The 22138-nt window shown below is 69.9% G+C and carries 23 protein-coding genes and 1 pseudogene; 7 read left to right on the plus strand and 17 right to left on the minus strand.

The genetic code is table 11. The features are described from left to right. The first annotated feature begins 160 nt into the window (after window positions 1-160). Window positions 161-676, plus strand: coding sequence for a GNAT family N-acetyltransferase (locus tag ACZ4XX_RS39060; protein ID WP_468512564.1), 516 nt, complete (start codon window positions 161-163; stop codon window positions 674-676). A gap of 80 nt (window positions 677-756) precedes the next feature. On the opposite strand, the gene ACZ4XX_RS39065 is transcribed toward ACZ4XX_RS39060, so the two are convergent. The 7 genes from ACZ4XX_RS39065 to ACZ4XX_RS39095 form a co-directional block, all read right to left on the minus strand. Beyond that, on the minus strand, window positions 757-1578 hold the full coding sequence (locus ACZ4XX_RS39065) for an S-methyl-5'-thioadenosine phosphorylase (protein WP_468512565.1): 822 nt from the start codon (window positions 1576-1578) through the stop codon (window positions 757-759). Then, window positions 1571-2353 carry an acireductone synthase gene (mtnC, locus tag ACZ4XX_RS39070; RefSeq protein ID WP_468512566.1) on the minus strand — a complete coding sequence of 261 codons (783 nt, stop codon included), beginning with the start codon at window positions 2351-2353 and terminating at the stop codon, window positions 1571-1573. Before mtnC ends, ACZ4XX_RS39065 begins: the two co-directional genes overlap by 8 nt. Further along, window positions 2353-2928, minus strand: coding sequence for a 1,2-dihydroxy-3-keto-5-methylthiopentene dioxygenase (locus ACZ4XX_RS39075; RefSeq protein ID WP_468512567.1), 576 nt, complete (start codon window positions 2926-2928; stop codon window positions 2353-2355). Before ACZ4XX_RS39075 ends, mtnC begins: the two co-directional genes overlap by 1 nt. Window positions 2929-2952: 24 nt before the next feature. Then, on the minus strand, window positions 2953-3615 hold the full coding sequence (mtnB, locus tag ACZ4XX_RS39080; protein WP_468512568.1) for a methylthioribulose 1-phosphate dehydratase: 663 nt from the start codon (window positions 3613-3615) through the stop codon (window positions 2953-2955). Continuing rightward, window positions 3612-4637, minus strand: coding sequence for an S-methyl-5-thioribose-1-phosphate isomerase (mtnA, locus tag ACZ4XX_RS39085; protein WP_468512569.1), 1026 nt, complete (start codon window positions 4635-4637; stop codon window positions 3612-3614). The genes mtnB and mtnA overlap by 4 nt, the downstream gene beginning before the upstream one ends. A gap of 46 nt (window positions 4638-4683) precedes the next feature. After that, complete coding sequence (locus ACZ4XX_RS39090; RefSeq protein ID WP_468512570.1) at window positions 4684-5946, minus strand: ATP-grasp domain-containing protein; 1263 nt, start codon at window positions 5944-5946, stop codon at window positions 4684-4686. Window positions 5947-6517: 571 nt separating this feature from the next. Next, window positions 6518-6826, minus strand: a complete 309-nt coding sequence (locus ACZ4XX_RS39095) for an ArsR/SmtB family transcription factor (protein ID WP_468512571.1) — start codon at window positions 6824-6826, stop codon at window positions 6518-6520. A 133-nt stretch (window positions 6827-6959) separates the two neighbouring features. On the opposite strand from ACZ4XX_RS39095, the pseudogene ACZ4XX_RS39100 reads away from it, so the two are divergent. Next, a pseudogene (locus ACZ4XX_RS39100) lies at window positions 6960-7157 on the plus strand (low molecular weight phosphatase family protein); the annotation flags it as partial. A 10-nt stretch (window positions 7158-7167) separates the two neighbouring features. Here the strand turns inward: ACZ4XX_RS39100 and ACZ4XX_RS39105 are convergent. The 4 genes from ACZ4XX_RS39105 to ACZ4XX_RS39120 all read right to left on the minus strand — a co-directional run bounded on the left by ACZ4XX_RS39105 (window position 7168) and on the right by ACZ4XX_RS39120 (window position 10157). After that, a complete protein-coding gene (locus ACZ4XX_RS39105; protein WP_468512572.1) occupies window positions 7168-7548 on the minus strand; it encodes an ArsR/SmtB family transcription factor in 381 nt (126 codons plus the stop codon). Between the two features lie 88 nt (window positions 7549-7636). Then, window positions 7637-8695 (minus strand): ArsO family NAD(P)H-dependent flavin-containing monooxygenase, encoded by a 1059-nt coding sequence (locus ACZ4XX_RS39110; RefSeq protein ID WP_468512573.1) that lies wholly within the window; start codon window positions 8693-8695, stop codon window positions 7637-7639. Between the two features lie 71 nt (window positions 8696-8766). Then, complete coding sequence (gene arsB / locus ACZ4XX_RS39115; protein ID WP_468512574.1) at window positions 8767-9852, minus strand: ACR3 family arsenite efflux transporter; 1086 nt, start codon at window positions 9850-9852, stop codon at window positions 8767-8769. Beyond that, window positions 9849-10157, minus strand: a complete 309-nt coding sequence (locus ACZ4XX_RS39120) for an ArsR/SmtB family transcription factor (RefSeq protein WP_468512575.1) — start codon at window positions 10155-10157, stop codon at window positions 9849-9851. The genes arsB and ACZ4XX_RS39120 overlap by 4 nt, the downstream gene beginning before the upstream one ends. 71 nt (window positions 10158-10228) lie before the next feature. Between ACZ4XX_RS39120 and ACZ4XX_RS39125 the strand changes: the two genes are divergently transcribed. Beyond that, on the plus strand, window positions 10229-10648 hold the full coding sequence (locus ACZ4XX_RS39125; RefSeq protein WP_468512576.1) for an arsenate reductase ArsC: 420 nt from the start codon (window positions 10229-10231) through the stop codon (window positions 10646-10648). Between the two features lie 5 nt (window positions 10649-10653). Beyond that, window positions 10654-11652 (plus strand): thioredoxin-disulfide reductase, encoded by a 999-nt coding sequence (gene trxB / locus ACZ4XX_RS39130; protein ID WP_468512577.1) that lies wholly within the window; start codon window positions 10654-10656, stop codon window positions 11650-11652. A 221-nt stretch (window positions 11653-11873) separates the two neighbouring features. On the opposite strand, the gene ACZ4XX_RS39135 is transcribed toward trxB, so the two are convergent. The 6 genes from ACZ4XX_RS39135 to arsL form a co-directional block, all read right to left on the minus strand. Next, window positions 11874-12203 carry an ArsR/SmtB family transcription factor gene (locus ACZ4XX_RS39135; RefSeq protein WP_468512578.1) on the minus strand — a complete coding sequence of 110 codons (330 nt, stop codon included), beginning with the start codon at window positions 12201-12203 and terminating at the stop codon, window positions 11874-11876. A gap of 510 nt (window positions 12204-12713) precedes the next feature. Next, entirely contained in the window at window positions 12714-13049 is a 336-nt protein-coding gene (locus tag ACZ4XX_RS39140; RefSeq protein ID WP_468512579.1) for an ArsR/SmtB family transcription factor, read from the minus strand. Window positions 13050-13172: 123 nt separating this feature from the next. Beyond that, window positions 13173-13958: a methyltransferase domain-containing protein gene (locus tag ACZ4XX_RS39145; RefSeq protein ID WP_468512580.1), complete on the minus strand. Its 786-nt coding sequence runs from the start codon at window positions 13956-13958 to the stop codon at window positions 13173-13175. Between the two features lie 19 nt (window positions 13959-13977). Beyond that, window positions 13978-15084, minus strand: a complete 1107-nt coding sequence (locus ACZ4XX_RS39150) for a GTP-binding protein (RefSeq protein WP_468512581.1) — start codon at window positions 15082-15084, stop codon at window positions 13978-13980. A gap of 37 nt (window positions 15085-15121) precedes the next feature. Next, window positions 15122-16384, minus strand: coding sequence for a GNAT family N-acetyltransferase (locus ACZ4XX_RS39155; protein WP_468512582.1), 1263 nt, complete (start codon window positions 16382-16384; stop codon window positions 15122-15124). Window positions 16385-16414: 30 nt separating this feature from the next. Next, complete coding sequence (gene arsL / locus ACZ4XX_RS39160; protein ID WP_383513172.1) at window positions 16415-17665, minus strand: arsinothricin biosynthesis radical SAM protein ArsL; 1251 nt, start codon at window positions 17663-17665, stop codon at window positions 16415-16417. Window positions 17666-18526: 861 nt separating this feature from the next. On the opposite strand from arsL, the gene ACZ4XX_RS39165 reads away from it, so the two are divergent. Genes ACZ4XX_RS39165 through ACZ4XX_RS39175 form a run of 3 tightly spaced genes read left to right on the plus strand, consistent with a single transcriptional unit; the run spans window position 18527 to window position 22004 of the window. Further along, the gene (locus tag ACZ4XX_RS39165; protein ID WP_468512583.1) at window positions 18527-19447 is read left to right on the plus strand and encodes a phosphate ABC transporter substrate-binding protein; all 921 of its coding nucleotides are present in this window, start codon (window positions 18527-18529) and stop codon (window positions 19445-19447) included. A 47-nt stretch (window positions 19448-19494) separates the two neighbouring features. Next, window positions 19495-21282 (plus strand): phosphate ABC transporter permease subunit PstC, encoded by a 1788-nt coding sequence (gene pstC, locus ACZ4XX_RS39170; protein WP_468512585.1) that lies wholly within the window; start codon window positions 19495-19497, stop codon window positions 21280-21282. Beyond that, the gene (locus ACZ4XX_RS39175; protein WP_468512584.1) at window positions 21270-22004 is read left to right on the plus strand and encodes an ATP-binding cassette domain-containing protein; all 735 of its coding nucleotides are present in this window, start codon (window positions 21270-21272) and stop codon (window positions 22002-22004) included. The genes pstC and ACZ4XX_RS39175 overlap by 13 nt, the downstream gene beginning before the upstream one ends. Window positions 22005-22138: the final 134 nt, after the last annotated feature.

A 22138-nucleotide genomic window follows, 5' to 3' on the forward strand; every position in this document is an offset into this window, starting at 1 on the left:
GGGGGGGGGCGTGGGTTTGTTCTTGTGGACCGTCCGCTGCCTGGACCCCCCCCCCCCCCCCCCCCCCCTTTTCTTGGGGCGGCCCGGGCCGCCACAGGAGCGTCGCCGTACCCGACCCCCATGCGCACCTGTCAGGAGCGCGCCTCGGAAAGGAGCAGGCATGGCCACACCGCCTCCGCACACAGGCATCGTTCTCGTCCCCATGACCGACGACCACGCGACCTCCGTCATGGCGATCTACCAGCAGGGCATCGACGAGGGAAACGCCACGTTCGAGACCGCCGCCCCGCCGTGGAGTGCCTTCGACACCGCCAAGCTGCCGACGCACCGGCTCGTGGCGCTCGACGGGCGACAGCGGGTCGTCGGCTGGACGGCCGTCTCCCGTGTCTCGGCTCGCCCTGCCTACGCGGGGGTGGTCGAGCACTCCGTCTACGTCTGCCCCACGGCACGCGGAGCGGGGGTCGGGCGCACGCTCCTGGAAGCGTTGATCGTCTCCACGGAGAAGGCGGGCGTCTGGACGATGCAGGCGGGCATCTTCCCGGAGAACTCGGCGAGCCTCGCCCTGCACGAGTCCGCAGGGTTCCGCGTGCTGGGCCGACGGGAGCGCGTGGCCCGCCATCACGGCGTCTGGCGCGACGTCCTGCTCGTGGAGCGCCGTAGCCCGGTGGTCGAATGACCGATGCCGGTCACCATGGTGACCGGCATCGGTCCGGATGCTGCTGATCGGTGCGGATCCGGCCCGCGCCGATCGCCGCCTCAGGGGAGTTCGAACGGCAGATCCATCCCGTCCAGCACCGTCGCGCACACGCATTCCCGCGTGCGGTCCAAGACGGCGACGGTCTGCAGGACCAGACCCTTCAGCCGTTCCACGTTCGCCGCGAACACGCGGAACACCTCGTCCTGCGACACCCCTTCACCGTGCTCCACGCCGGCGTCGTAGTCCGTCACCAGGGCTATGGAGGTGTAACAGAGCGCGAGTTCACGGGCGAGGACGGCTTCGGGGTGCCCGGTCATGTTGATCACGGACCAGCCTGCGGAGGCGTACCACTGGGACTCCGCCCGAGTCGAGAACCGGGGCCCCTCGACGACCACCATCACACCGCCGTCGTGGACGTCGGCACCGGTCTCCCCCGCGGCCTTGAGCACGGCCGCGCGCCCCGAGGCGCAGTACGGGTCGGCGAAGGAGACATGTGTGGCGCCGCGGTCGTAGTACGTCTGCACGCGACCCGTGGTCCGGTCGACGATCTGGTCGGGAAGGACCACGCTGCCGGGGCCGAGGGAGTCGCGCAGCGAACCGACGGCACAGGGCGCGAGGACCTGCCTTACGCCCAGCGAGCGCAGGGCCCACATGTTGGCTCGGTAGTTGATGCGGTGCGGGGGAAGTTCGTGGTGGCTGCCGTGCCGGGGCAGAAAGGCCACGCGGCGATCTCCCACGGTGCCGACGGACACAGCGTCCGACGGTGCGCCGTACGGGGTGGTGACCTCGACGCGCTGTACCGACTCCAGCAGTTCGTAGAAGCCACTGCCCCCGATGACCGCGATGTCTGCCCGCGAGCTCTCGTCGGATGGATCACTCATGGTTCTGGCCCTCCTGGGGGTACGTGCGATCCCGGGCCGGCGGCCTGCCTGGGCCTGGTCGGGAAACGAGCGGGGTGAGGGAGGCGACGGCGTCGTGCCCGGGCACGGCCTCGCGATCGTCGTCGGGGCGGCGCACGGCCACGGTCCGCCAGCCTGCGTCACGGGCTGCGTCGAGCTCGGCACCCACGTCGCTGATGAACAGCACGTCAGCAGGTGCGTGTCCCAGTTCCGCCGCGATCGCACGGTAGGAATCGGCGTCCGCCTTGGGACCGGTCGTCGTCAGATCGAAGTAGCCGTCGAGCAGCGGACGCAGGTCCCCGTGCGCGGTGTGACCGAACCAGTCCCGCTGGGCCGCCACGGAGCCGGACGAGTAGATGAAGCGGTCTGTGCCGTGTGCCTTCCAGTGCTCCAGTGCCGGCGGCACATCCGGGTACACGTGGCCGTGCAGATCGCCCGCCGCGTAGCCGCCGGACCAGATCAGTCCCTGGAGTGTCTTGAGCGGCGCAGCCTTCACGTCGGCGTCGGCCCACTGCTCCAGGAGTGCCAGAGCTCTCGCCTCGTCGTGGGCCGTCCCGGTGTGTGCGGTGACCGCGTCGAGAATCTGCTGCCAGGGTGCGGTGCCGCGGTGCGCGGTGAGCCATGGAGCGATCCGCGCACGGGCGTAGGGGAAGAGGACGTCACGTACGTGGCTGAGGGAGCCGGTGGTTCCCTCGATGTCGAGGACGACGGCCCGGAGTCCGTTCTCGGGAACTCGGGCCTGCCGGGTGTCCGGCATCAGCTGTCCCGCAGGAGCGCGTCGAGGCGGGGGAAGCCTGCGGCGATGGGCTCCTGGGTGAAGTCGCCCACCCAGCCGTCCTCCTTCTCGAAGAACCGGATGGCGCAGAAGTCCGGTACGGGTCCCATGTCGAACCAGTGCCGCGTACCGGCCGGCACCGACAGCAGGTCACCGGCCTCGCACACCACGGCGTACACGCGGTCGTCGAGGTGCAGGTAGAAGCACCCGGTCCCCTGGGCGAAGAACCTCACCTCGTCCTCGGCGTGCCGATGCTCCTCGAGGAACGTCGACCTCGCCTTGGCCGCCCGCTCCTGCCACTGAGCCCCCTCCTCGGGGTGGAGCCGGGCCACGTCGACGAGGCGCAGCCCCTGGTCGGCGCACAGCTCGTCGACCTCTCCCCGGTAGGCGTCGAGCAGCTCGTCCGACGACGTCTGCGGCGTCACGGGGGCGCGCAGCGGCCAGCGGGTGAAGGAGACCGACCTCTCGCGCAAGGCCTGCGCGATGGCAGCCTCGTCCCGCGTGCGGAGCAGCACGGTGCCCGGTTCGTCATCCGGCATGATCTGCAGCAATGTCATGGTGTGGCCCTGTCGTCGGGTCCTTCAGGCACGGGAGACGTGCAGCTCTGACTGGGAGATCACGAGGAGCTGGCAGAGCGACTCCAGGCATTCGAGCCGGCTCTTCGCCTGGCCCGGCGAGTCGCCCCATGCGGTGATGCCGTGATCGGCCAGGAGCAGCCCGGGCGGGCCTTCCCCGTCCCTGACGAGGTGGGCCGCGACGTCCTCGGCAATCCGGTCCACCTGCGGCCAGTTGGGGAACACCGGCAGCTCCGTGGCCTCCGGGTCCTTGAGGCCCAGTCCCTTGAGCAGCTCGAAGCGTTCCACGCGGAGCGAGGCCACTGCCCCCTGTGCGGCGACGCGGTGGGCGACGACAGTGGCGTACGGAGAGTGCACGTGGATGACGGCGCGGGCGCCGGTGGCGCGGTAGATCGCCGCGTGGATGGAGGTCTCGGCCGAGGGGCGGACCTGACCGGGCAGGGACGCATGACCTGTACGGGCATCGATCTCCACCACGTCCCGTGCGGTCAGTTCGCCCTTGTCCCGGCCACTGGCTGTGATCAGCGCCCTGGCGGGATCGTCGGGCAGTCTCATGGATACGTTGCCGGACGTTCCCGGCATCCATCCGCGCTCGTACAGGGTGCGGGAGATGTCGGCCAGCTGCTGGGCGGCCTTCTTGCCGGCGGCGGTGGACGGTGCGTAACTCATGCGCTCACCTCGGATGCATGGTGGACACCGTTCTCGGAGACGATGGCGGTGATCAGAGAGGCAGGGGTCACGTCGAAGGCGGGGTTGTACGCGCGGGTGCCGGGAGGAGTGACACGTACGCCGGCGTAGCAGGTCACTTCGTCGGCGGCGCGCTCCTCGATGACGATGTCCCTCCCCTCGGCGAGGGACCTGTCCCACGACGACTCGGGGGCGACCACGATGAACGGAATGCCGTGGTGGGCGGCCGCGATCGCCAGTGCGTAGGTACCGATCTTGTTGGCCACGTCGCCGTGCGCGGTGATGCGGTCGGCCCCGACCAGCACACAGTCGACGAGCCCCTGGCTCATGGCGGCGGCGGCCGCGCTGTCGACGCACACGCGATGCGGCACGCCGGCTTCGGCCAGTTCCCAGGCCGTCAACCTGGCGCCTTGCAGCAGAGGCCGGGTCTCGTCGACGAGGACCTCGGTCACCTTTCCGGCGTCCGCGAGGGCGAGAATCGTGCCGAGGGCGGTACCCACGGCCGCGGTCGCGAGTCGGCCGGTGTTGCAGTGAGTCAGGAGCCGCAGGGACTGCTGCGGGCAGCGGTCGAGCACGGCCAGGACCGCGTGCTCGACCATCTGCCGGTTGACCGCCCTGTCCTCCTCGATCATGGCGGTGGCTTCGGCGAGGACGGCGGCCGGGCCGTCGGCGACCTTCCCGAGAGCCCGGTCGACGGCCCAGGCCAGGTTGACGGCCGTCGGGCGGGCAGCGGCGAGCCGCTGAGCGTCGGCTCGTACGTCCTCCTGGCCGTCGCCGACGGTGGAGGGCGAGCAGTGGGTGTACGCCGAGAGCGCGACGCCCAGGGCGCCCGCAAGTCCGATGGAGGGGGCCCCTCGTACCGCGAGTGTCGTGATGGCGGCGATGACGTCGTCCACGGTGTTCAGACGTAGGAGCCGCCGCTCGTGGGGCAGTGCGCGTTGGTCCAGGGTGACGATCGCGTTGCCGTCCCAGCGCAGTGACGGCTGGTCGGAGGACTTGCTCACGGGCGGCGGCTCCTTCGGGGCCTGAAGGGTGGAGGCGGCCGGTCGGTCAGTCGGTGAGGGGGCTCGCGCGCAGTTCGACCAGCGTGGGCGCGGCCTCCGCGTCGGCGGTGACCTGCTCGTGGTCCTCGCCGACCGCGATGACGTAGCCGTATCGGTTCATGTACGCCCGGGGCGGAAGTGCCAGCCGGGTTCCGGGGCCGGCCGTCGCGACCGCGCTGTGCACCGTGGGCCCGAACAGGTCGGTGCGCACGGTCACGTCGAGGGCCTCGCAGTCGCTCTCCGGGTAGAGGAACCGGATGGCTGCCGTCTTCCGGGTCCTCGGCGCGGTGTCGGGGGCGAGTCCGGCCGCCACGTGCGCGGCGGCGACGGCTGGATCGGTTCCGCAGGCGAGCATCCCGATGAGGGGGATGAAGTCGCCTCCCAGGCGCGCGTTGATCTCGACGAGGCGGGGGCCCTTGGGGGTGAGCTTGAACTCGGTGTGCGTGGCACCGTGCTCGAAGCCGAGCGCCTTGTGGATACGGTGCAGCTGGTCCAGGAGCTCGGGGTCGCCGAGGAGGGGGTCGGAGGCGTCGACCGTGTGGCCGGTCTCCTCGAAGTACGGATCCATGCCGACCTGCTTGCGCGCCACGATCATCGGGGTGCACACGCCGTCGACCACGACCGCGTCGATGCTGATCTCGGGGCCGGTGAGGTACTCCTCCACCAGGACGTCGGCCTCGTAGCGGGGCACTCCGGGCCAGCTGGCGGAGCCGGCCGCCTCGAAGGCCGCCTCGACGGCGTCGCCGTGGTCGGCGCGGACGACGCCGAGGCTGCCGGCGAGGCCTCGGGCCTTGACCACCACGGGGTATCCGGTCGCGTCGGCTGCGCTGCGGGCCTCGGCCGCTGTGGAGACCGGGGTGCACGCCGGCTGCGGCACGTCAGCGGCCGTCAGCCGCGCCCGGGTGGTCGCCTTGTCTCGGCAGGCGAGCACCGCGTCGGGCGCGCTTCCGGGCAGGCCGAGGGCTTCGGCCAGCCGCGCGGCGGCGTGCACGAGGGACTCGTCGTAGGTGAACACCCCCGCGACGGGCAGCTGTTGCATGACCTTCTCGGCCTCGGCGAGGAGTTCGTCGAGGTTCCTGGTGTCGAGGAGCGAGGTCCCCTCCACGTACGGCAGTTGCCAGCTCGGCTCGTGGGCGTCGAGAAGCCACAGCCGGAAGTGACGGGAGACCGCCGCCACGATGTACTCCCGGTAGCGGCGGTCGCCACTGCCCATGAGCAGCAGGACCGGTGCCTCGGTGGTGGTCGGGTGAGGGTGGGACGTGGCGGCCATGGTGGGAACCTTCGTGTTGACGTGTGGTCGGGGCCGGGGCCGGCCGACGGAGCGGGTCAGAGCCCAGGTCGGCAACAACGCTGTCGGCCAACGGCCGGAACCCTGCCAGCGTTAAGCGATGTATGTCAATAGATCGATGAATGGCCGAGGGTCGGCCTTCGCCGTCCGCCCTTGCCACTCGATGCCGCCATCCCGGTCCGCTCGCCCCTGTGGATGCTTGCGAATGCCGGCCGGCCCATGCGAAGGAGTTCTTCCTCCTGGTATATCCAGGAGCAGCGCCGGGTTCGTCGGCTCCTGCGGGTCCCGTCGCCGCAACCGCGGCATGCCGCCGGCGCTGCGTGACACGCGACCGGAAATCAATCGACAATCATCGATGCCAGACGAGGGGTGACGCCCCCACGCTCAGCCTGCCCGCCTTGGCGAGGGTTGGGTCGAGCCACCTGCCCGGGGTCGTCAGAGAAGGGGCGAGGGAGTAACGTTCGCGCACGGAACGCGATCCGCAGCCCGCAGGGTCACGGGCGACCGGACGTCGAAACGGCTTGGGCGTTCCGAGGGAGAAGCGGCCGGGCTTTCAACCGCAGGGCCGTCGGGCCACGGTGGCTTCACAACCCCCACCGGCCAGACCACCGAAGAACGTCGCCAGTTCACCCAGCGCCTCAGGGCGCAGCCGGTAGTAGGTGAATCGCCCGCAGGGATCGGTCTCCACGACTCCCGCTTCCCGGAGGACCCGGAGATGGTTCGACAGGTTCGTCTGCCGCGCGCCCGTCTCCTCGACGAGATGGGTCGTGCACAGCGACTCATGGGCAAGCAGGCACACGATGCGAAGCCGTAGAGGGTCCGCCAGGGCCCTCAGCAGTTCCGCGTTCACCGACGTCAGCATGGCCTGATCGTGACACACCGAACACAACCAGCGTCAACCACGGGATTCTGAACGCCCTTGCACCACAACCCGTTTGAGGAGCCGTAGGTGTCCCGTACGACCTCCGTCCTGTTCGTCTCCATTCACCACGTAGGCCGTCAGCGCGTCGGACGCGTGCGTCACGATGGGCTGCGGGGACACCTGCGAGGTCTTCCCCGGTAAGCACCACCTCGACTGGTAGCTCGACGACCCGGCCGGGCAGGGTGTGGAGGCAGTACGCCCCATCCGCGACGCCATCAGGGCCCTCGTCGAGAATCTCATCGTGGAGATGGACGGGGCGCAAACCCGCTGAACCAGCGCGGTCAGAACGGTGAGCCGTCGATGCATCGGGGGAAGGCGTGCTTCCTGAGCCCCTGAAGAGCATCCCAGCGGATCGAGAACCAGGCCCAGGTGCCTCGCTGTTCGCGGCGCAGCAGTCCTGCCGTGGTGAGGATCTTCAGGTGACGGCTCACCGTGGGCTGCGCCAGGTCGAGCGTCACCGTCAGGTCACAGACGCACAGCTCTCCGGCCGGCGCCTGGTCGATGAGGTGGATGATCTGCAGACGGCTCGGGTCGGCCATGGCCTTCAACTGGGCCGTCAGCGTTTCGACTTCGTCGCGGTCGATCAGTCGCCCCGGGGAGCACGGCTCACAATGCTCCTCGCTCACGTCCTCGATCGGTATGCCCACCAACGGAGTTGCCATCCGGACACCATACGAGCAGACAAGATCGCACGGCGAATCATGGGGCGATTTCCGTCATGCGTTCACCATCCGTTCACTCGCGACCGCCTCAGCGCAGAAGCGCCTCGACACTCCGGGCGGCCTCGCGAGCGGGACGGCCCACACCGACGAGAGTGGCCGAGGCCGGGCCGGTCCAGTCGCCGTACCCGAGCAGATGAAGGCGGGGCTCTCCGACGGCTTCCGTGCCCTGGGTGGGGATGTGTCCGCGGGCCCCGCGGAGCCCGAGCGGAGCCAGATGCCCCAGGGCGGGGCGGAAGCCGGTGCACCAGATGATCACGTCGGCGTCGGCCCGCGTACCGTCGGCCCATTCGGCACCGGTCCTCGTCAGCCGCGTGAACATCGGCTGCGCCTTCAGCAGTCCGGCGTCACGCGCGGCACGCACGGGCGGCACGGCGACGATGTCGCCGAGTGAGGCCACGCCCCCGGCGTCCGCGCGCCCCTCGTCGAGGGCACGACGGCGGGCGGTGGCGTGGTCGAAGAGTGCACGGCCGTCGATGTCGTCGGCGAGGAACCGCGCGGGCCGCTGGGTGACCCAGGTGAGATCGGTGCCGTACGCGAGGTCGGCGGCGACCTGGGCTCCGGAGTTCCCACCTCCGACCACGACGACTCGCATGCCGGCGAACTCGCCGGGGGTGTGGTACTCGACGGTGTGGAACTGCCGCCCCTGAAAGGTGCCGCGGCCCGGGACGGAGGGCAGGAACGGCCGTGACCACGTTCCCGTGGCGCTGACGACGGCGCGGGCGCGCCAGGTACCGGATTCCCCCTCCACGCGAAGGCACTCGCCGTCGCGGCGGACGGCACGAACCTGAACGGGTCGATGAACGGGGAGCTCGTACCGCTGCTCGTAGTCGGTCAGGTACTCGAGGACGTGGGCGGCGTCGGGGTACGTCTCCCCCTGCTGCGGCGGCATGAGGCGACCGGGCAGGGACGAGTACGCGGCCGGCGAGAAGAGACGCAGCGAATCCCACGTGTGCCGCCAGGCCCCGCCCGGCACGGGCTGATCGTCCAGGACGACGAAGTCGAGGCCGCCGAGGCGCCTCAGGTGGTAGCCGGCGGCAAGCCCCGCCTGACCGCCACCGATCACGACGACGTCAAGTACCTTGCCCATCCCCTTGGCTCCCTTCGTGCGGCCGCGCCTCGCCCCGTCCGAGGGGCGAGGCGCAGAGTAGCGGCACGGATCTACTGCTGGGCGAGGGTGAACCTCTTGCGCCAGGCCAGCGAGACGTACACGAGTACGACGAGGACCGGGACCTCGATGAGGGGACCGACGACTCCGGACAGCGCCTGTCCGCTGGTCACACCGAAGGTGGCGATGGCGACGGCGATGGCGAGTTCGAAGTTGTTGCCGGCAGCGGTGAAGGCGAGAGTGGCCGTGCGGTCGTAGCTCAGGCCGAGGGTCTTGCCCAGCGCGAAGGTGCCGAACCACATGACCGCGAAGTAGACGAGAAGCGGCAGCGCGATCCGCGCGACGTCCAGCGGCTCCGAGGTGATCGTCTTCCCTTGGAGGGCAAAGAGGATGACGATCGTGAAGAGCAGCCCGTAGAGCGCCCACGGTCCGATCTTCGGGAGGAATCGCGTCTCGTACGACTCCCGGCCAAGGCGCTTCTCACCGATCCGGCGCGTGAGGAACCCGGCCACCAGCGGGACGCCGAGGAAGACGACGACATTCAGCGCGATCTTCCACATGGAGATGTCGAGCGTCTCGCCCTCCCCCAGACCCAGCAGGCCGGGAAGCAGGTCGAGGTAGAACCAGCCCAGCACGCCGAAGGCGAGGACCTGGAAGACCGAGTTCAGGGCGACGAGCACCGCAGCGGCCTCGCGGTCGCCACAGGCCAGGTCGTTCCAGATGATCACCATGGCGATGCAGCGCGCCAGGCCCACGATGATCAGACCGGTGCGGTACTCGGGAAGGTCCGGCAGGAAGGTCCACGCGAGGGCGAACATGAGCGCCGGGCCGACGATCCAGTTGACGACGAGCGACGAGACCATGAGCTTCTTGTCGCCGGTGACGGCGTCGAGCCTGTCGTACCGGACCTTGGCCAGGACCGGGTACATCATGATCAGCAGGCCGACGGCGATGGGCAGCGAGATGCCGCCGATCTCGACTTTGGCCAGCACGTCGTTCAGGCCGGGAATCAGTCGCCCGAGCCCGAGGCCGAGGCCCATGGCGAGGAGGATCCAGACGGCGAGGAAGCGATCGAGCGTCGACAGCTTCGCGGCGACCGGGGCATCCGCCGCCGGAGCGGGCGCTTGGGTGGGGGTCACGGACAGGCCCTCTTGCTCTCGGCAGCGGTACGAGCGGACTCGGCCAGGTCGGCGAACTGGCCGGCGAGCTGGGCGATGACGTCCGGCTTCAGGCGGTAGTAGGTGAAACGACCGCAGGGCTCGGTCTCCACGACACCGGCCTCGCGCAGGACGCGCAGGTGGTTGGAGAGGTTGGTCTGCCTGGCACCCGTCTCCTCGACGAGGTGGGTGGTGCAGAGGGTCTCGCGGGCAAGCAGGGTCACGATCTGGAGCCTGAGCGGATCGGCCAGAACCCGGATCAGATCAGTATCGACTGACGTCATCATGGGCTGATACTGTCACATCACTCGCCGCTGATACCGGCCGGGGCTGACCTCTTGCCCACAAGGAAGAACCGATGACCACCGCTCCGCTCGCCTCCGTGCTCTTCGTCTGCGTCCACAACGCGGGCCGTTCCCAGATGGCCGCCGGGTTCCTCGACCATCTGGCCGGTGACCGCATCGAGGTCCGCTCCGCGGGTTCGATTCCGGGCGACCAGGTCAACCCGGCCGCGGTCGAGGCGATGAAGGAGGTCGGGGTCGACATCTCCGACCAGAAGCCGAAGGTGCTGACCACCGAGGCGGTCCAGGCATCCGACTACGTCATCACCATGGGCTGCGGCGACGCCTGCCCGATCTTCCCCGGCAAGACGTACCTCGACTGGGCCCTGGAGGACCCGGCCGGCCAGGGTGTCCAGGCGGTGCGTCCGATCCGCGACGAGATCAAGCTGCTGATCGAAGGCCTCATCGCCGAGATCGACGCGAAGCCGGAGGCGTGACTCCCATGAGCGACTCCCGTGCCGCGACCGAACCCGGCGTCCGCGAGGTCATCGTCATGGGTTCCGGTCCCGCCGGATACACCGCCGCCCTCTATGCCGCCCGCGCCCAGCTCAAGCCGCTGCTCTTCGGCAGCTCGATCTTCGTCGGCGGCTCCCTGACCACCACGACCGAGGTCGAGAACTTCCCCGGCTTTCCCACCGGCATCGACGGCCCCGACCTCATGGGCGACATGCGGGCCCAGGCCGAGCGCTTCGGCGCCGAGATGATCGACGACGACGTCGTCTCCGTCGACCTGACGGGAGACATCAAGGAAGTCATCGACAGCGAGGGAACGGTGCATCGGGCCAAGGCGGTGATCATCGCGACCGGATCCGGCTACCGCAAGCTCGGTCTCCCCGACGAGGACGAGCTCTCCGGCCGCGGCGTCTCCTGGTGCGCGACCTGCGACGGCTTCTTCTTCCGCGACCGCGACATCGTCGTGGTCGGCGGCGGCGACACCGCCATGGAGGAAGCCACCTTCCTCACCCGTTTCGCCCGCTCCGTCACCGTCGTCCACCGCCGCTCGACCCTGCGTGCCTCCCAGGTGATGCAGAACCGGGCCTTCGCGGACGACAAGATCTCCTTCGCCTTCGACAGCGAGATAGCGGAGATCAAGTCCGAGAACGGCATGCTCGCCGGCGTCGTCCTGCGCGACACCTTCACCGGCAGGACCCGCGGCCTCGACGCCACCGGCCTGTTCATCGCCATCGGCCACGACCCGCGCACCGAACTCTTCACCGGCCAGGTCGACCTCGACGGCGAGGGCTACATCAAGGTGGAGGCGCCCTCCACCCGCACGAACCTGCCGGGAGTCTTCGCAGCCGGCGATGTCGTCGACCACACCTACCGCCAGGCCGTCACGGCCGCGGGCACCGGCTGCCAGGCCGCTCTCGACGCCGAGCGATACCTGGCCACCCTCGCCGACAGGAAGAAGAACGCCGTAGGCGTCTCCGTCCCGGCCTGAGGCCACGAACGGGTCGCCTCTCAGGTGCCACCCTCGCCGGCGTCTTCGCCCATGAACACCAGCTCCTGCCCGTCGCGTTGGCGGACCTGACGGGCAGGAGCTGGCTCCTCAGCGGCGGGGGGCTACTGCTTGACCACAGGGCGGGCGGCTCCGGCGTCGGCTTGTCGCACCGACCGAACGGGGCGCCCCGGAGAGCAGCGGATCGCCCACGGCAGGCACTCTTACGCGGAGGCCGACGGGCGCCCCATGACGGCGTCTGCCGCGCTGGGGAAGCAGGCCACGCAAGCCACGTTGATCGAGTACAGCATCGACGTGCCCTGGCGTTCACGCAGTACGAACCGAACGTCCGCGAGCAGCTTCAGATGGTGGGACACAGTGGACTGCCCGATGTTCATCCGGTCCACGATCTCCCCGACGCTCATGGGCTCGGAGGCCAGCGCCAGGAGGTTCAGGATCTGCACACGGGTGGGATCGGAGAGGGCTTTGAACCAGGTCGCATAGGACTCGGCCGTCTCTCGGTCGATCAGCTGGGCATTCATCGTACCGCTCATGATCAATCGATGATATTCGATGGCGGCGTCATACAGCAAGGCTCTTCAGAATCTCCCCGCATGCCCGCTGCGGGATGCCCTTGCGAGCCGACGGCGTCGGGGACGACCCGGCTCCTCTCCCCGCACCCGTTCGATGGTGAGGAGCTTTACCTCACATCACCCGACGGTGCCCCTCGCGCCGGGGGTCCAGCCATGGCCCCCGGACCGCCCCTCCCTGAAGTACGGCCTACAAGATCAAGCCATTACCGTGCCGTAACTTGATCGCCAAGCATCGATATTCGTGACAGGACAAGGCTGAAGCCCTGAAGACGGATGGAGGGGCGAACAACTCTCAACGGCTTTGTAGCGCGGCGTCATTGGATGGGGGTCTGAGTTTCGGCCCGTCCGTTCCGCGGTGGCGGTTGGCGGGCCTGCGAGGCTGAGGCTCATGCGGATCGTGATGGCGGGGCTGCCCGGGGCGGGGAGGAGTTCTCTGCGCGCGCGGCGCGACGGCGGCCTCGGCCGCCGTCGTCAGCAGGACCCTGGTTCCTGACATGAGCGGATCGGGGCGCCGATGAGGATGTCGGCGGCACTGGGGAACTCGGTGGTACAGCGGGGATTGACCGCGTACCGGATGCTGGCTCCGGCACGGCGCCTGGTCAGGAAACGGACGTCGTGGAGGATCTTCAGGTGGTGTGAGACGGTCGACTGGTTGAGTCGAAGGTGGGCGACGATCTCGCCCACCGGCACGGGCGCCGGCTGACTGCTCAGGAACCGCATGATGCGGATGCGCGTCGGGTCGGCCAGGGCCCGGAACCAGCGGGCGTACTCCTCGGCGGTCTCCTGGTCGAGTGAGGTATCGGACATGGGGCATCCCTTGGCGGACCGGGCACCGGAACCGGCATGCAGGCGAGCACAGCGGTGCTGGACCTGCCGGGGCCTCCGCGGCCGGAGCCTGGGGTCCGGCCACGGAGTGACGTGAAGGCGCGGTCAGCAGCAGGTGCCACCAGGGGCACATTCGGGCGCGGCGGCGTCGTTGTCGATGGGCTTGTGGGCGCGGATGATCGCGGCATGGAGACCGTCGGCCGCTTCCTGCGTGAAGACGACCTCCGCGTCCTTCAGGCCGACCGCGTCGAGGAGTTCCTTGTACTCGGCGACGGACAGCGCGCCGGCGATGCACTGGCTGTGTCCGCCGCGCTGGGCCCGCTCCTCGGGGCTGAGCCGGTCCTCGGCGACGACGTCGCTGATGCCGAGACGTCCACCGGGGGTGAGGACACGCGCCATCTCGGCGAAGACGGCGGGCTTGTTCAGCGACAGGTTGATCACGCAGTTGGAGATGATCACGTCGACGGTGTCGGCCGGCAGCGGGATGGACTCGATCGTGCCCTTGAGGAGGACGACGTTGTCGATCTCGGCGTCCTCGACGTTGCGGGCGGCGAGAGCGAGCATCTCCTCCAGGAAGTCCAGGCCGAAGACCCGTCCGTCCGGGCCGACGCGCCGGGCGCTGAGAATGACGTCGAGGCCGCCGCCGGACCCGAGGTCCAGGACCGTCTCGCCCTCGCGCAGTTCGGCGACGGCGGTCGGGTTGCCGCAGCCGAGGCTGGCGAGAAGGGCCGTGTCGGGCGCGGTCCCGGGTCCGATCTCGTCGTACGCGGCGGGGCCGAAGGTCTGGGGGTCGGGCGAACAGCAGGCGCCGCTGGTCTCGGCTTCCTCAGCCTTGGCCTTGTAGTACGCGCGGACCTCGTCCTGGAGGGTGCTCGTGGTGTGGTCGCTCATGAGCGGTGTTCCTTCTCGGTCAGGCGCCGGCGGGGGCGAGGCGGTGCACGGGGCGCGGGTAGGAGGGCTTGAACGACACCGGTGTGGTCGCCGAGGAGGTGACAGCCGCGGCACTGTCCGCCGCGGCGACTGCCGCCGTGACAGCCGCGTCGAGGGCTTCGGGCTCACAGGCGACGCGCGCGTTGACGACGGCGCGGCCGGTCGGCGCGTGCGCGGCGGCGGCGCGGTCGAGCGTGGGCTGCGCGCCGGACTCGGTGAGGCTGAGCTTGGCGAAGTCCTCGCCGGCCGTCTCCACGGTGATCTTGGCGTGGCCGATCACGGCGTCGTGCTCCGCGGCCCAGGCGGAGAGCGCCTGCAGGACGATGCGGGCCCAGGCGGTCGCGTCGAATCCGTCCCCGGCGGCGGTGAGGTCGAGTTCCTGGTTCATCCAGGCGAGCTGGGCCTCGGCGGCCGCGTAGCGGTCGTAGTCGATGTCGAGGACGACGTCCTCGTTCGTGGCCGGTGCCTGCCACGCGTCGAGCAGCTCCGGGAGGTGGGCGCCGGTCGTGGCGCTGTAGCCCACGACCGTGGCCTTGGGGTTGCCGGCACGGAGCGAGGCGAGGAGTTCCTCGGCCCGGTCCGCCTTGATGGTGTCCAGCTTGTTCACCGCGATGACGTCGGCCTCGGTCACCTGCTGGCGGAAGAGGTAGGAGAGGTCCGACTCGGGCTCGCCCCGCTCTGCGGCGCGGGCGAAGGCCAGGTGCCGCAGGGGGTCGACCACGGTGGTCAGGGGGGCGACGACCATGTCGTCGCCGTAGTACTGGCGCAGCGGTCGGACGACGGTGGCCTGGAGGTCCGTGCAGCTGCCGACGGCCTCGGCGATGACGGTGTCGACGCTGTCGGAGGCGACCAGCGCGACGATCGCCTCGACGAGGTCCTCGAACTTGCAGCAGAAGCAGCCGCCGGTGACCTCGGCGACGCTGTCCAGCTTGCTGCGCACCAGCTTGGTGTCGACGAGCTCGACGCCCTGGTCGTTGGTGATGACGGCGACCTTGCGGCCCTGCGCCTGGAGCGCCAGCGCGGCAGCGGTCATGGTCGTGGTCTTGCCCGCCCCGAGGAATCCGGTCAGGGGGATGAAGGTGATCATGTGGTCCTTCTCGTCCTTGTCGTGGAGCCGGGCGGGGTCAGCCGCAGCAGCCGCTGTCGCCGGAGCCGCCCAGGAGGGGCAGGTTCGCGGGCTGGGCAGGGGCGGAGGCCGCGGCGCCGAACGCGACGCGCCTGCTGTTTCCGAAGGCGTCGAGCCAGGCGCTCGCCTGCGGCCGCAGTGCCGGGTCGGACAGGAGCATCGAGGTGGTGACCTCGCGCGGGGTGCAGCCGCGCAGGGCCTTCGCCTGGTGGGCTCCGGCGCCGAACTCGACGGTGCGCAGCCCCTCGGCGTACGCGTCACGGACGGGCGCGTCGAGGACCAGGGCGAAGTAGATGCCGCTGCGCTCGCCGATCGCGGCGTAGTCGAATCCGGCCCACTTGGGGAACAGGCGGTGGTTCTTGCGGATGGTGACGCAGGTGGCGACCAGGGCGCCGTCCTTGTAGCCGAGGTAGGCACGGACGTCCGCGCCTTCGTCGATCAGGGCGGAGAGGATGCCGACGATGTGCTCGGGCTCCTCGCCGGCGCCGTTCTTCTCCCGGTTGAGACAGGTGAGTTCGGCGATGCGCGCGATGTAGGGGCGAATGTCGGTGCCGTCTACGCGCTTGATCGTCACACCGGCGGCTTCGGCGCGGCGGACGTCGCCCTTGATGCGCTGGCGCTTCTTCAGCGGCAGGGCGGCGAGGTGTCCTTCCCAGTTCGGCGCGTCGAGGCTCATGAAGTCCTCGTATCCCCAAAAGGTGCTGGAGGCGCCGGCCGCGTTGAGCGCGTCGACCAGGGCGTCGTTGCCGCGTCGGCCCGGAATCCAGGGAGCGACGATGCACTTGATGCCGGCCTCGAACGCGGCCGGGACCAGCTTGTCGACGATGGCGCCCATCAGGGTGGGGGTCCAGAAGTTGTAGGCGACCTCGGTGCGATAGCCCAGCGGGGAGCCGAGCAGGAGCGTCGGGAAGAAGGGCTCGCTTCCCAGTGCGTCGACCTCGGCGCTGCGGGCGGCGTCGGTCTCGGCGCCGCAGCACACCTCTTCGCCCGAGGGCGCCTGCCACCCGAGGTAGGTGCGCGGTTCGTGGTCGACGACCGGCGGGGTGGTGAGGATGTAGCCGGGGAGGAGGGCCAGCTCGCCGCGGGCGCGGTGGGCGAGGGTGTGCCAGGGCTGGACGTCGGGAAGCACCTTCTCCGTGGCGCGGAGCCAGGTGGGTCCGAGGTACGGCCACGAGTCGGTGAGACCGGCGAGCTCGCCGGCCCAGTCCATGTCCGGGAGGGCCTGGCCGGTGGAGATGACGACGCGGGGTGATCCACCCATGTCAGTGTCCTTGTCTTGTGAGCGGGTGGGTCAGCACTTCACGCAGCAGCGGATCTTGCCCGCGTCCTCGGCGTCGGTGCGGCGCTCCTGCCAGAGCTCCTCGACGCGCTTGTCGGGGTGGGTCCACTCCACCCAGAAGCCGCGGTCGACGGTGGCGATGTCCTCCATCCAGGGCGAGGAGAGCAGCGGGGAGCCCTTGAACAGCAGCAGTCGGGTCTGCAGGGCCGTGGGGTCGGTGACGCGGGCGAGGCCCGTCTCGACCAGCCAGTCCTCGAAGCCGAGGAGCTCCTCGTACTCGATCCACGGAGTGAACGGGATGAACGTCGGGTAGAGCTCGAAGCCGATCCGCTCGGCCTCGTCGACCGCCTCGCGCATGTGGTCGACGTCGATGTGCTTGTCGAAGATGCGCAGGATGCGGTTGGAGGGGAACTCAAGGGCGCAGGTGACGCGGCGCAGCCCGAGCGAGACGAGCTTCTCCAGTTCCTTGGTGTAGTCGAGGACATGGTCGACGCGCGTCGTGAACTCGAACGTGATCGGACCGATGGCCTCGACGAGTCGCTCGACCACACCGATGCCGATGGTGCGGGAGTTGAAGAACTCGGCGTCGATGAAGCAGAAGTGCCGGACGCCCTCCTCGGCGAGCTGCAGGGCGTCGGCCAGGACGCTGTCGGCGTCGTAGGCGGCGACACCGCCGTCGTACGCGCCGTAGACGGAGCAGTAGGTGCACTTGTGGTGGCAGCCGCGGGACGCCTCGATGTTGCCCATCAGGCCGAACGGCGAGTGGTGCGCCGGGTAGTGGACAAGGGAGGGGAACAGGTCCCGGGCGGGCTTGGTGACCGAGATGCGCCGGCGCGGGGGCTTGGGCCGCATGCCCGTGCGGGTCATCAGGGCGGGCACCGCGTCGAGCGTGATGGTGCCGGCGGCGAGCTGGGCCAGCTCCTCGCTGATGAGCTCGGGCTCCTCCATGATGATGCCGTCGGCTACGTCGAGGAACTCCCGGTGGTTCATCTGCGCGTACTGGCCGAAGGTCACGACCGTGGTGCCGTACGCCTCCTTCACCCTGCGCGCCAGGGCGATTCCCCGCTCGAGACCCTCGAACTGCTGGACCGAGACGAGCGTGAGGTCGAAGGGGCCTTCCGGAATGGCGTCGGGAAGCAGGTGCGCGTCCCAGCCGACGACGTCGGCGCCGTGCTGCTGTAGAGCGGCGGCCGCACACGCGGACGTCAGGGGCTGGAGCTCCGCTTCGAATGCGGAGGCGACCAGAACACGGGGACTACTCACACTTCCCCCCAGGGAGTGATCAAGGAGCGTGACGGTTCGAGATGGGGCCGGGTCAGAGCCCACTCGGCAACGACGCTGTCGGCCGACGGCCGGAACCCTGCCAGCGTTAAGCGATGTATGTCAATAGATCGATGAATGACTGAAAGACCATCCCTCCACCCCACCGTCGTCACGGAACGCACCTGCCCCGATTCGCCCTCGTCTGTGGCTGGTTGGGTAGGCGCGGTGATCGCTCGATTCCCTTTGTTCGCACAGCTCGAAGCGGTCCGAGGCGAAGGTGTCGAACCGCTGCCGATGCAGCTTCGACATGCATGGCCGCTCCAGGCCGATACACCGGCGCTCTGCCGTGTGGCCCAAAATCAATCGCTGATCATCGATGATTTAGGCAGTCGGGATGTCGCCAGGGCGGCACGGAGGCGGTACCGTTCGGCCACGGCATCGCCCACCACACCCGGGGTCAGCGGGTGAACGGGCAGCGGTGCCTGATGACTTGAGCCCTTCAAAGAGGAGTGGGCCGAGCACCAGTCGTCCAGGCGCGCAAGCGCCCCACGGCAGCCCCTCACGGTCCTGAGCAGGTTCGACGGAGAACGCGGTACAGGATCGCAAGGCGCCGGCTGCACGCCGTACGCACGCACCACCTTCGCGGCCCGGTTCCACCGCGACGCGCTCCCGGAGCACCCGCGGGTTCGTTCAGCGTCCACTCGTCTTGTCCACGCGGCAGCGGGCGGCGTCGGCGGTCACTGCCGGGCGCACCCCTCCCGCATCCCGACGGCCGACCGCGGACCCGCACGCCACAGCGTCGGCGACCGGCCGCCCGGGTTCCCAGACTCCCACCCCTTCCCTCACCGCAAAGGCACCGCCATGTCTTTCACGTCCACCGAAACCCGCGGCACCGCGAGACGCGTCACCGGACGCCGTGTCCGCCGGGGCGCGTACGTCGCCTCCGCTGCTCTCCTCCTCTCCACCGCCCTGACCGGCTGCGCCGGCACTGCGAAGGCCGGTTCGGACGCCATCCAGGCCAGCGGCTCCACCACCGTCGCCCCGGTCGCCTCCGACGCCGCCGAGGCGCTGAAGGCCAAGGGACTGAACATCACCGTCGCCACCCAGGGCGGCTCCGCCGGCGGCATCTCCCAGCTCGGCACCGGCCAGATCAACATCGCTCTCAGCTCCAAGCCGCTGTCCGACAAGGACCACAAGGCCTACCCCGACACGGAGTTCGTCACCACGCAGATCGGCGCGGACGCCGTCGGCGTCATCATCACCAGGGAAGTGGCCGACGCCGGGGTCAAGGGTCTGTCCAAGGCCCAGGTCGCAGGCCTGTTCGAGGGCAAGATCACCAACTGGAAGGAGGTCGGCGGCCCCGACCTCCAGGTCTTCGTGTACGACAAGGAGCCTGGCCGCGGCACCCGTGAGGTGCTCGACAAGTTCATCTACGGCAAGGGCGAGCCGCCGGCCCCGCCCAAGTCCGCGAACTACGCCATCGTCGGCGGCAACCTGGAGACCCGCAACAAGCTGAAGTCCACCCGCGGTTCCATAGCCCCGCTGTCGACCGGCTTCATCGAAGGCCACCCCGAACTGGTCGCCGTGCCTCTGGAAGGCGTCGCCCCCACCCTGGCGAACGTGGCCTCCGGCACGTACCCGATGACCCGCCCGCTGTTCATGATCACCAACGGCAGGCCGAAGGGCACCGTCAAGCAGTACATCGACTACATCCTCTCGGCCGAGGGCCAGAAGCTGCTGCCCAAGCACGGCTACCTCACGCGCGAGCAGATGGGCCTCTGACCATGGGTCTCACTCTGGAGCGCCCCGCCCTGGCGCCCGGAAGCGCCATGTCGCGGCCCTCCCCCGGGAGCGGCCGCGGCAGCCGGGCGAGATGGGTCTGGGGCTGGGCCTACAGCGGCACCCTGTCCGTGCTGCTCACCCTCGCGGTGCTGCTCGGCTACCTGATCACAGGCATCGCGAGCGGAACCGTCGACTGGACAGCGCTGCTCACCTCGTCCACCTGGAGTCCGGGGAACCTCGCCTTCGGCGGGCTGGCCATGATCTACGGATCGGCGGTCGTATGCGTCCTGGCACTGGTGCTCGCCGTCCCGATCGGCTGGGCGGCGGCCGTCGCCCTGTCCGAGTACCTGCCGCCCCGCCTCGCCAAGCCCCTGCGCCTGAGCATCGAACTCCTGGCAGCGGTTCCCTCCATCGTCTACGGCCTGATCGGCATCATGGTGATCCGGCCGTTCGTGGCGGACCTCGGTGACGTGCCGGGCGGCGACAGCCTGCTCGCCGCCGGCATCGTCCTCGCCGTGATGATCATGCCGACGATCGTGGCGGTCAGCGTGGACGCGCTGGCCGCCGTGCCCGGCCGGTACCGGGAGGCCGCGTACTCCCTCGGTCTGACCCGCCGCGAGGTCGTCCGGTCCGCCGTCCTGCCCCAGGCCCGCCCGGGCATGCGCGCCGGCGTCCTCCTCGGTCTGGCCCGGGCACTGGGGGAGGCCATCGCGGTCTTCATGGTCATCGGGCGCGCCGACGACCGGCTCCCCGAGTCCCTCGGGGACGTCTTCTCGTTCCTCGTGCGCCCCGGCCAGACGCTCACCACCAAGCTGGCCGGCCCCGAGCCGATGCTCGCGGGCACCTCCGGCCCGTACTTCGCGGCCCTGTGCGGGCTGGGCATCATCCTGTTGGCCCTGGTCGCCGTCGCCACCGTGTGGGGCACCCGTGGCACCACGGGACGGGTCGCTCGCGCTCCACGCGCCCGGCGGTCCTCGGCATGGCTGCGCACTCCGAAGGACCGGATCACCACCGTCGTCCGGCTCGGAGCCCTGCTGCTGCCGGGGGCTCTCCTCGTCGGCATGCTCGGCATCCTGCTGGCCCGCGGCGGCGCGGCACTCAACCCGGTCTTCTGGTTCACGCCGTCCGAAGGCGCGTCGGGGGGTGGCATCCGCGACCAGATCGTCGGCACGCTCCTGCTGCTCGCGACCGCGGCGCTGATCGCGCTGCCGCTCGGTTACGGGGCGGGCATCGTGATCGGCACGCGTGCCTCCGCGAAAACCGCCCGCGTACTGGAGACGCTGACCGTGGCGGTCGGAGGGACACCCACCATTCTGCTGGGCCTCGCAGGGTACGTCCTCTTCTGCACGACCATGGGCTGGGGGCGTTCCTGGCTGGCAGGCGCCGTGGTCCTGGTGCCCGTGGTGATCCCGGTGGTCGCACTCACCACAGCGGGCCGGATCCGGAGCATGCCTGCGGAGATCACCGAGGCCGCACTCGCTCTGGGCCTCACCAGTTCCCAGTACGTCCGCTCCGTCGTCATCCCGTACACCTGGCCGGCCACGCTCACCGGCCTGCTGCTGGGCCTGGCTCGCGCGGCGGGCGAAACGGCGCCCCTGATCTTCACCGCCACGGTGTTCTTCGGAGCCCCCGCCCTCCCGACCGGCATCGTCAACGCTCCGGTCCAGGCCCTCCCCACGCACATCTTCACCCTGTCGCAGGACTCGGGCGCCCCCGAGGCGATCGCCCAGGCCTGGGGCAGCGCCCTCGTCCTGGTCCTGATCACCGCGGGCCTGCTCAGCCTGGCGGTCCTCCTGCGCAACCGCTTCGAAGGAGCACGACGATGGACGACGTGACAACAGGTGCCACGACCGTGGCCGACACGTTCGACGAGACTGTCATCGCGGTCCGCGACCTGCAGATCCTCGACGGCACCAAGCGCCTGGTCGGACCCGTCACCTTCGAGCTGGCCGCCGGATCCACCACCGGTCTGTGCGGTCCGTCGGGCGCCGGCAAGTCGACGGTGCTACGCGCCTTGGTCGACCTCCTGCCCCACGGCCTCCGGCGTCAGGGCGAAGTGGACGTGCTCGGCCGTCCGGTCCGGTCCGGCAAGGGCGACGCAAGCCTGCGCAGCACAGTGGTCCTGGTCCCGCAGACCCCCGTCGTCTTCGGCGGCAGCATCCTGGACAACGCCCTGTTCGGCCTCCGTCACCTGGTGCGGGCGTCCCGGACGGAGCTGCGCGACCGCGTCGAACAGGCGCTGCGCGAGGCGGGCCTGTGGAGCGAGGTCTCCGACCGCCTGGACACGCCGGCCCAGACGCTCTCCAACGGGCAGCGTCAGCGGCTGTGCCTGGCCCGGGCCCTGGCCCTCGAACCGGCGGCCCTGCTGCTCGACGAGCCGACCAGCGCCCTGGACGAGCGAAGCCGCGACACGGTCGAAGAGTCCGTGGCGGCATTGCGGGGCAACCGGACGGTCCTGCTCGTCTCTCACGACCCGGCGCAGGTGGAACGGCTCTGCGACCGGACGGTCCGTATCGACCTGCCGAACGTCTCGGAGCGTTCCCCTGCAGCAGTCTGAAGACGCGCCCCCGCTCCGCACTCCGTTCACGTGGGCCCGGGGGGGAGGGGGGGGGGGGGGGGGGGGGGGGGGGGAGGGGGGGAGGGGGGGGGGGGAGGGGGGGGGGGAGGGGGGGGGGAGTGGCTGGTTCGCGG

The organism is Streptomyces sp. NPDC029956, from assembly GCF_055574655.1.

Excerpts from the sequence above, each read along its gene's own strand:
- ACZ4XX_RS39075 (WP_468512567.1), bottom strand. The coding sequence starts at position 2,928 with ATGACATTGCTGCAGATCATGCCGGATGACGAACCGGGCACCGTGCTG.
- ACZ4XX_RS39060 (WP_468512564.1), top strand. The coding sequence starts at position 161 with ATGGCCACACCGCCTCCGCACACAGGCATCGTTCTCGTCCCCATGACC.
- ACZ4XX_RS39065 (WP_468512565.1), bottom strand. The coding sequence starts at position 1,578 with ATGAGTGATCCATCCGACGAGAGCTCGCGGGCAGACATCGCGGTCATC.
- pstC (WP_468512585.1), top strand. The coding sequence starts at position 19,495 with ATGTCGCGGCCCTCCCCCGGGAGCGGCCGCGGCAGCCGGGCGAGATGG.
- mtnC (WP_468512566.1), bottom strand. The coding sequence starts at position 2,353 with ATGCCGGACACCCGGCAGGCCCGAGTTCCCGAGAACGGACTCCGGGCC.
- ACZ4XX_RS39175 (WP_468512584.1), top strand. The coding sequence starts at position 21,270 with ATGGACGACGTGACAACAGGTGCCACGACCGTGGCCGACACGTTCGAC.
- mtnB (WP_468512568.1), bottom strand. The coding sequence starts at position 3,615 with ATGAGTTACGCACCGTCCACCGCCGCCGGCAAGAAGGCCGCCCAGCAG.
- ACZ4XX_RS39150 (WP_468512581.1), bottom strand. The coding sequence starts at position 15,084 with ATGATCACCTTCATCCCCCTGACCGGATTCCTCGGGGCGGGCAAGACC.
- ACZ4XX_RS39140 (WP_468512579.1), bottom strand. The coding sequence starts at position 13,049 with ATGTCCGATACCTCACTCGACCAGGAGACCGCCGAGGAGTACGCCCGC.
- ACZ4XX_RS39135 (WP_468512578.1), bottom strand. The coding sequence starts at position 12,203 with ATGAGCGGTACGATGAATGCCCAGCTGATCGACCGAGAGACGGCCGAG.
- ACZ4XX_RS39105 (WP_468512572.1), bottom strand. The coding sequence starts at position 7,548 with ATGGCAACTCCGTTGGTGGGCATACCGATCGAGGACGTGAGCGAGGAG.
- ACZ4XX_RS39165 (WP_468512583.1), top strand. The coding sequence starts at position 18,527 with ATGTCTTTCACGTCCACCGAAACCCGCGGCACCGCGAGACGCGTCACC.
- ACZ4XX_RS39110 (WP_468512573.1), bottom strand. The coding sequence starts at position 8,695 with ATGGGCAAGGTACTTGACGTCGTCGTGATCGGTGGCGGTCAGGCGGGG.
- ACZ4XX_RS39095 (WP_468512571.1), bottom strand. The coding sequence starts at position 6,826 with ATGCTGACGTCGGTGAACGCGGAACTGCTGAGGGCCCTGGCGGACCCT.
- ACZ4XX_RS39120 (WP_468512575.1), bottom strand. The coding sequence starts at position 10,157 with ATGATGACGTCAGTCGATACTGATCTGATCCGGGTTCTGGCCGATCCG.
- ACZ4XX_RS39155 (WP_468512582.1), bottom strand. The coding sequence starts at position 16,384 with ATGGGTGGATCACCCCGCGTCGTCATCTCCACCGGCCAGGCCCTCCCG.
- ACZ4XX_RS39145 (WP_468512580.1), bottom strand. The coding sequence starts at position 13,958 with ATGAGCGACCACACCACGAGCACCCTCCAGGACGAGGTCCGCGCGTAC.
- trxB (WP_468512577.1), top strand. The coding sequence starts at position 10,654 with ATGAGCGACTCCCGTGCCGCGACCGAACCCGGCGTCCGCGAGGTCATC.
- ACZ4XX_RS39090 (WP_468512570.1), bottom strand. The coding sequence starts at position 5,946 with ATGGCCGCCACGTCCCACCCTCACCCGACCACCACCGAGGCACCGGTC.
- ACZ4XX_RS39125 (WP_468512576.1), top strand. The coding sequence starts at position 10,229 with ATGACCACCGCTCCGCTCGCCTCCGTGCTCTTCGTCTGCGTCCACAAC.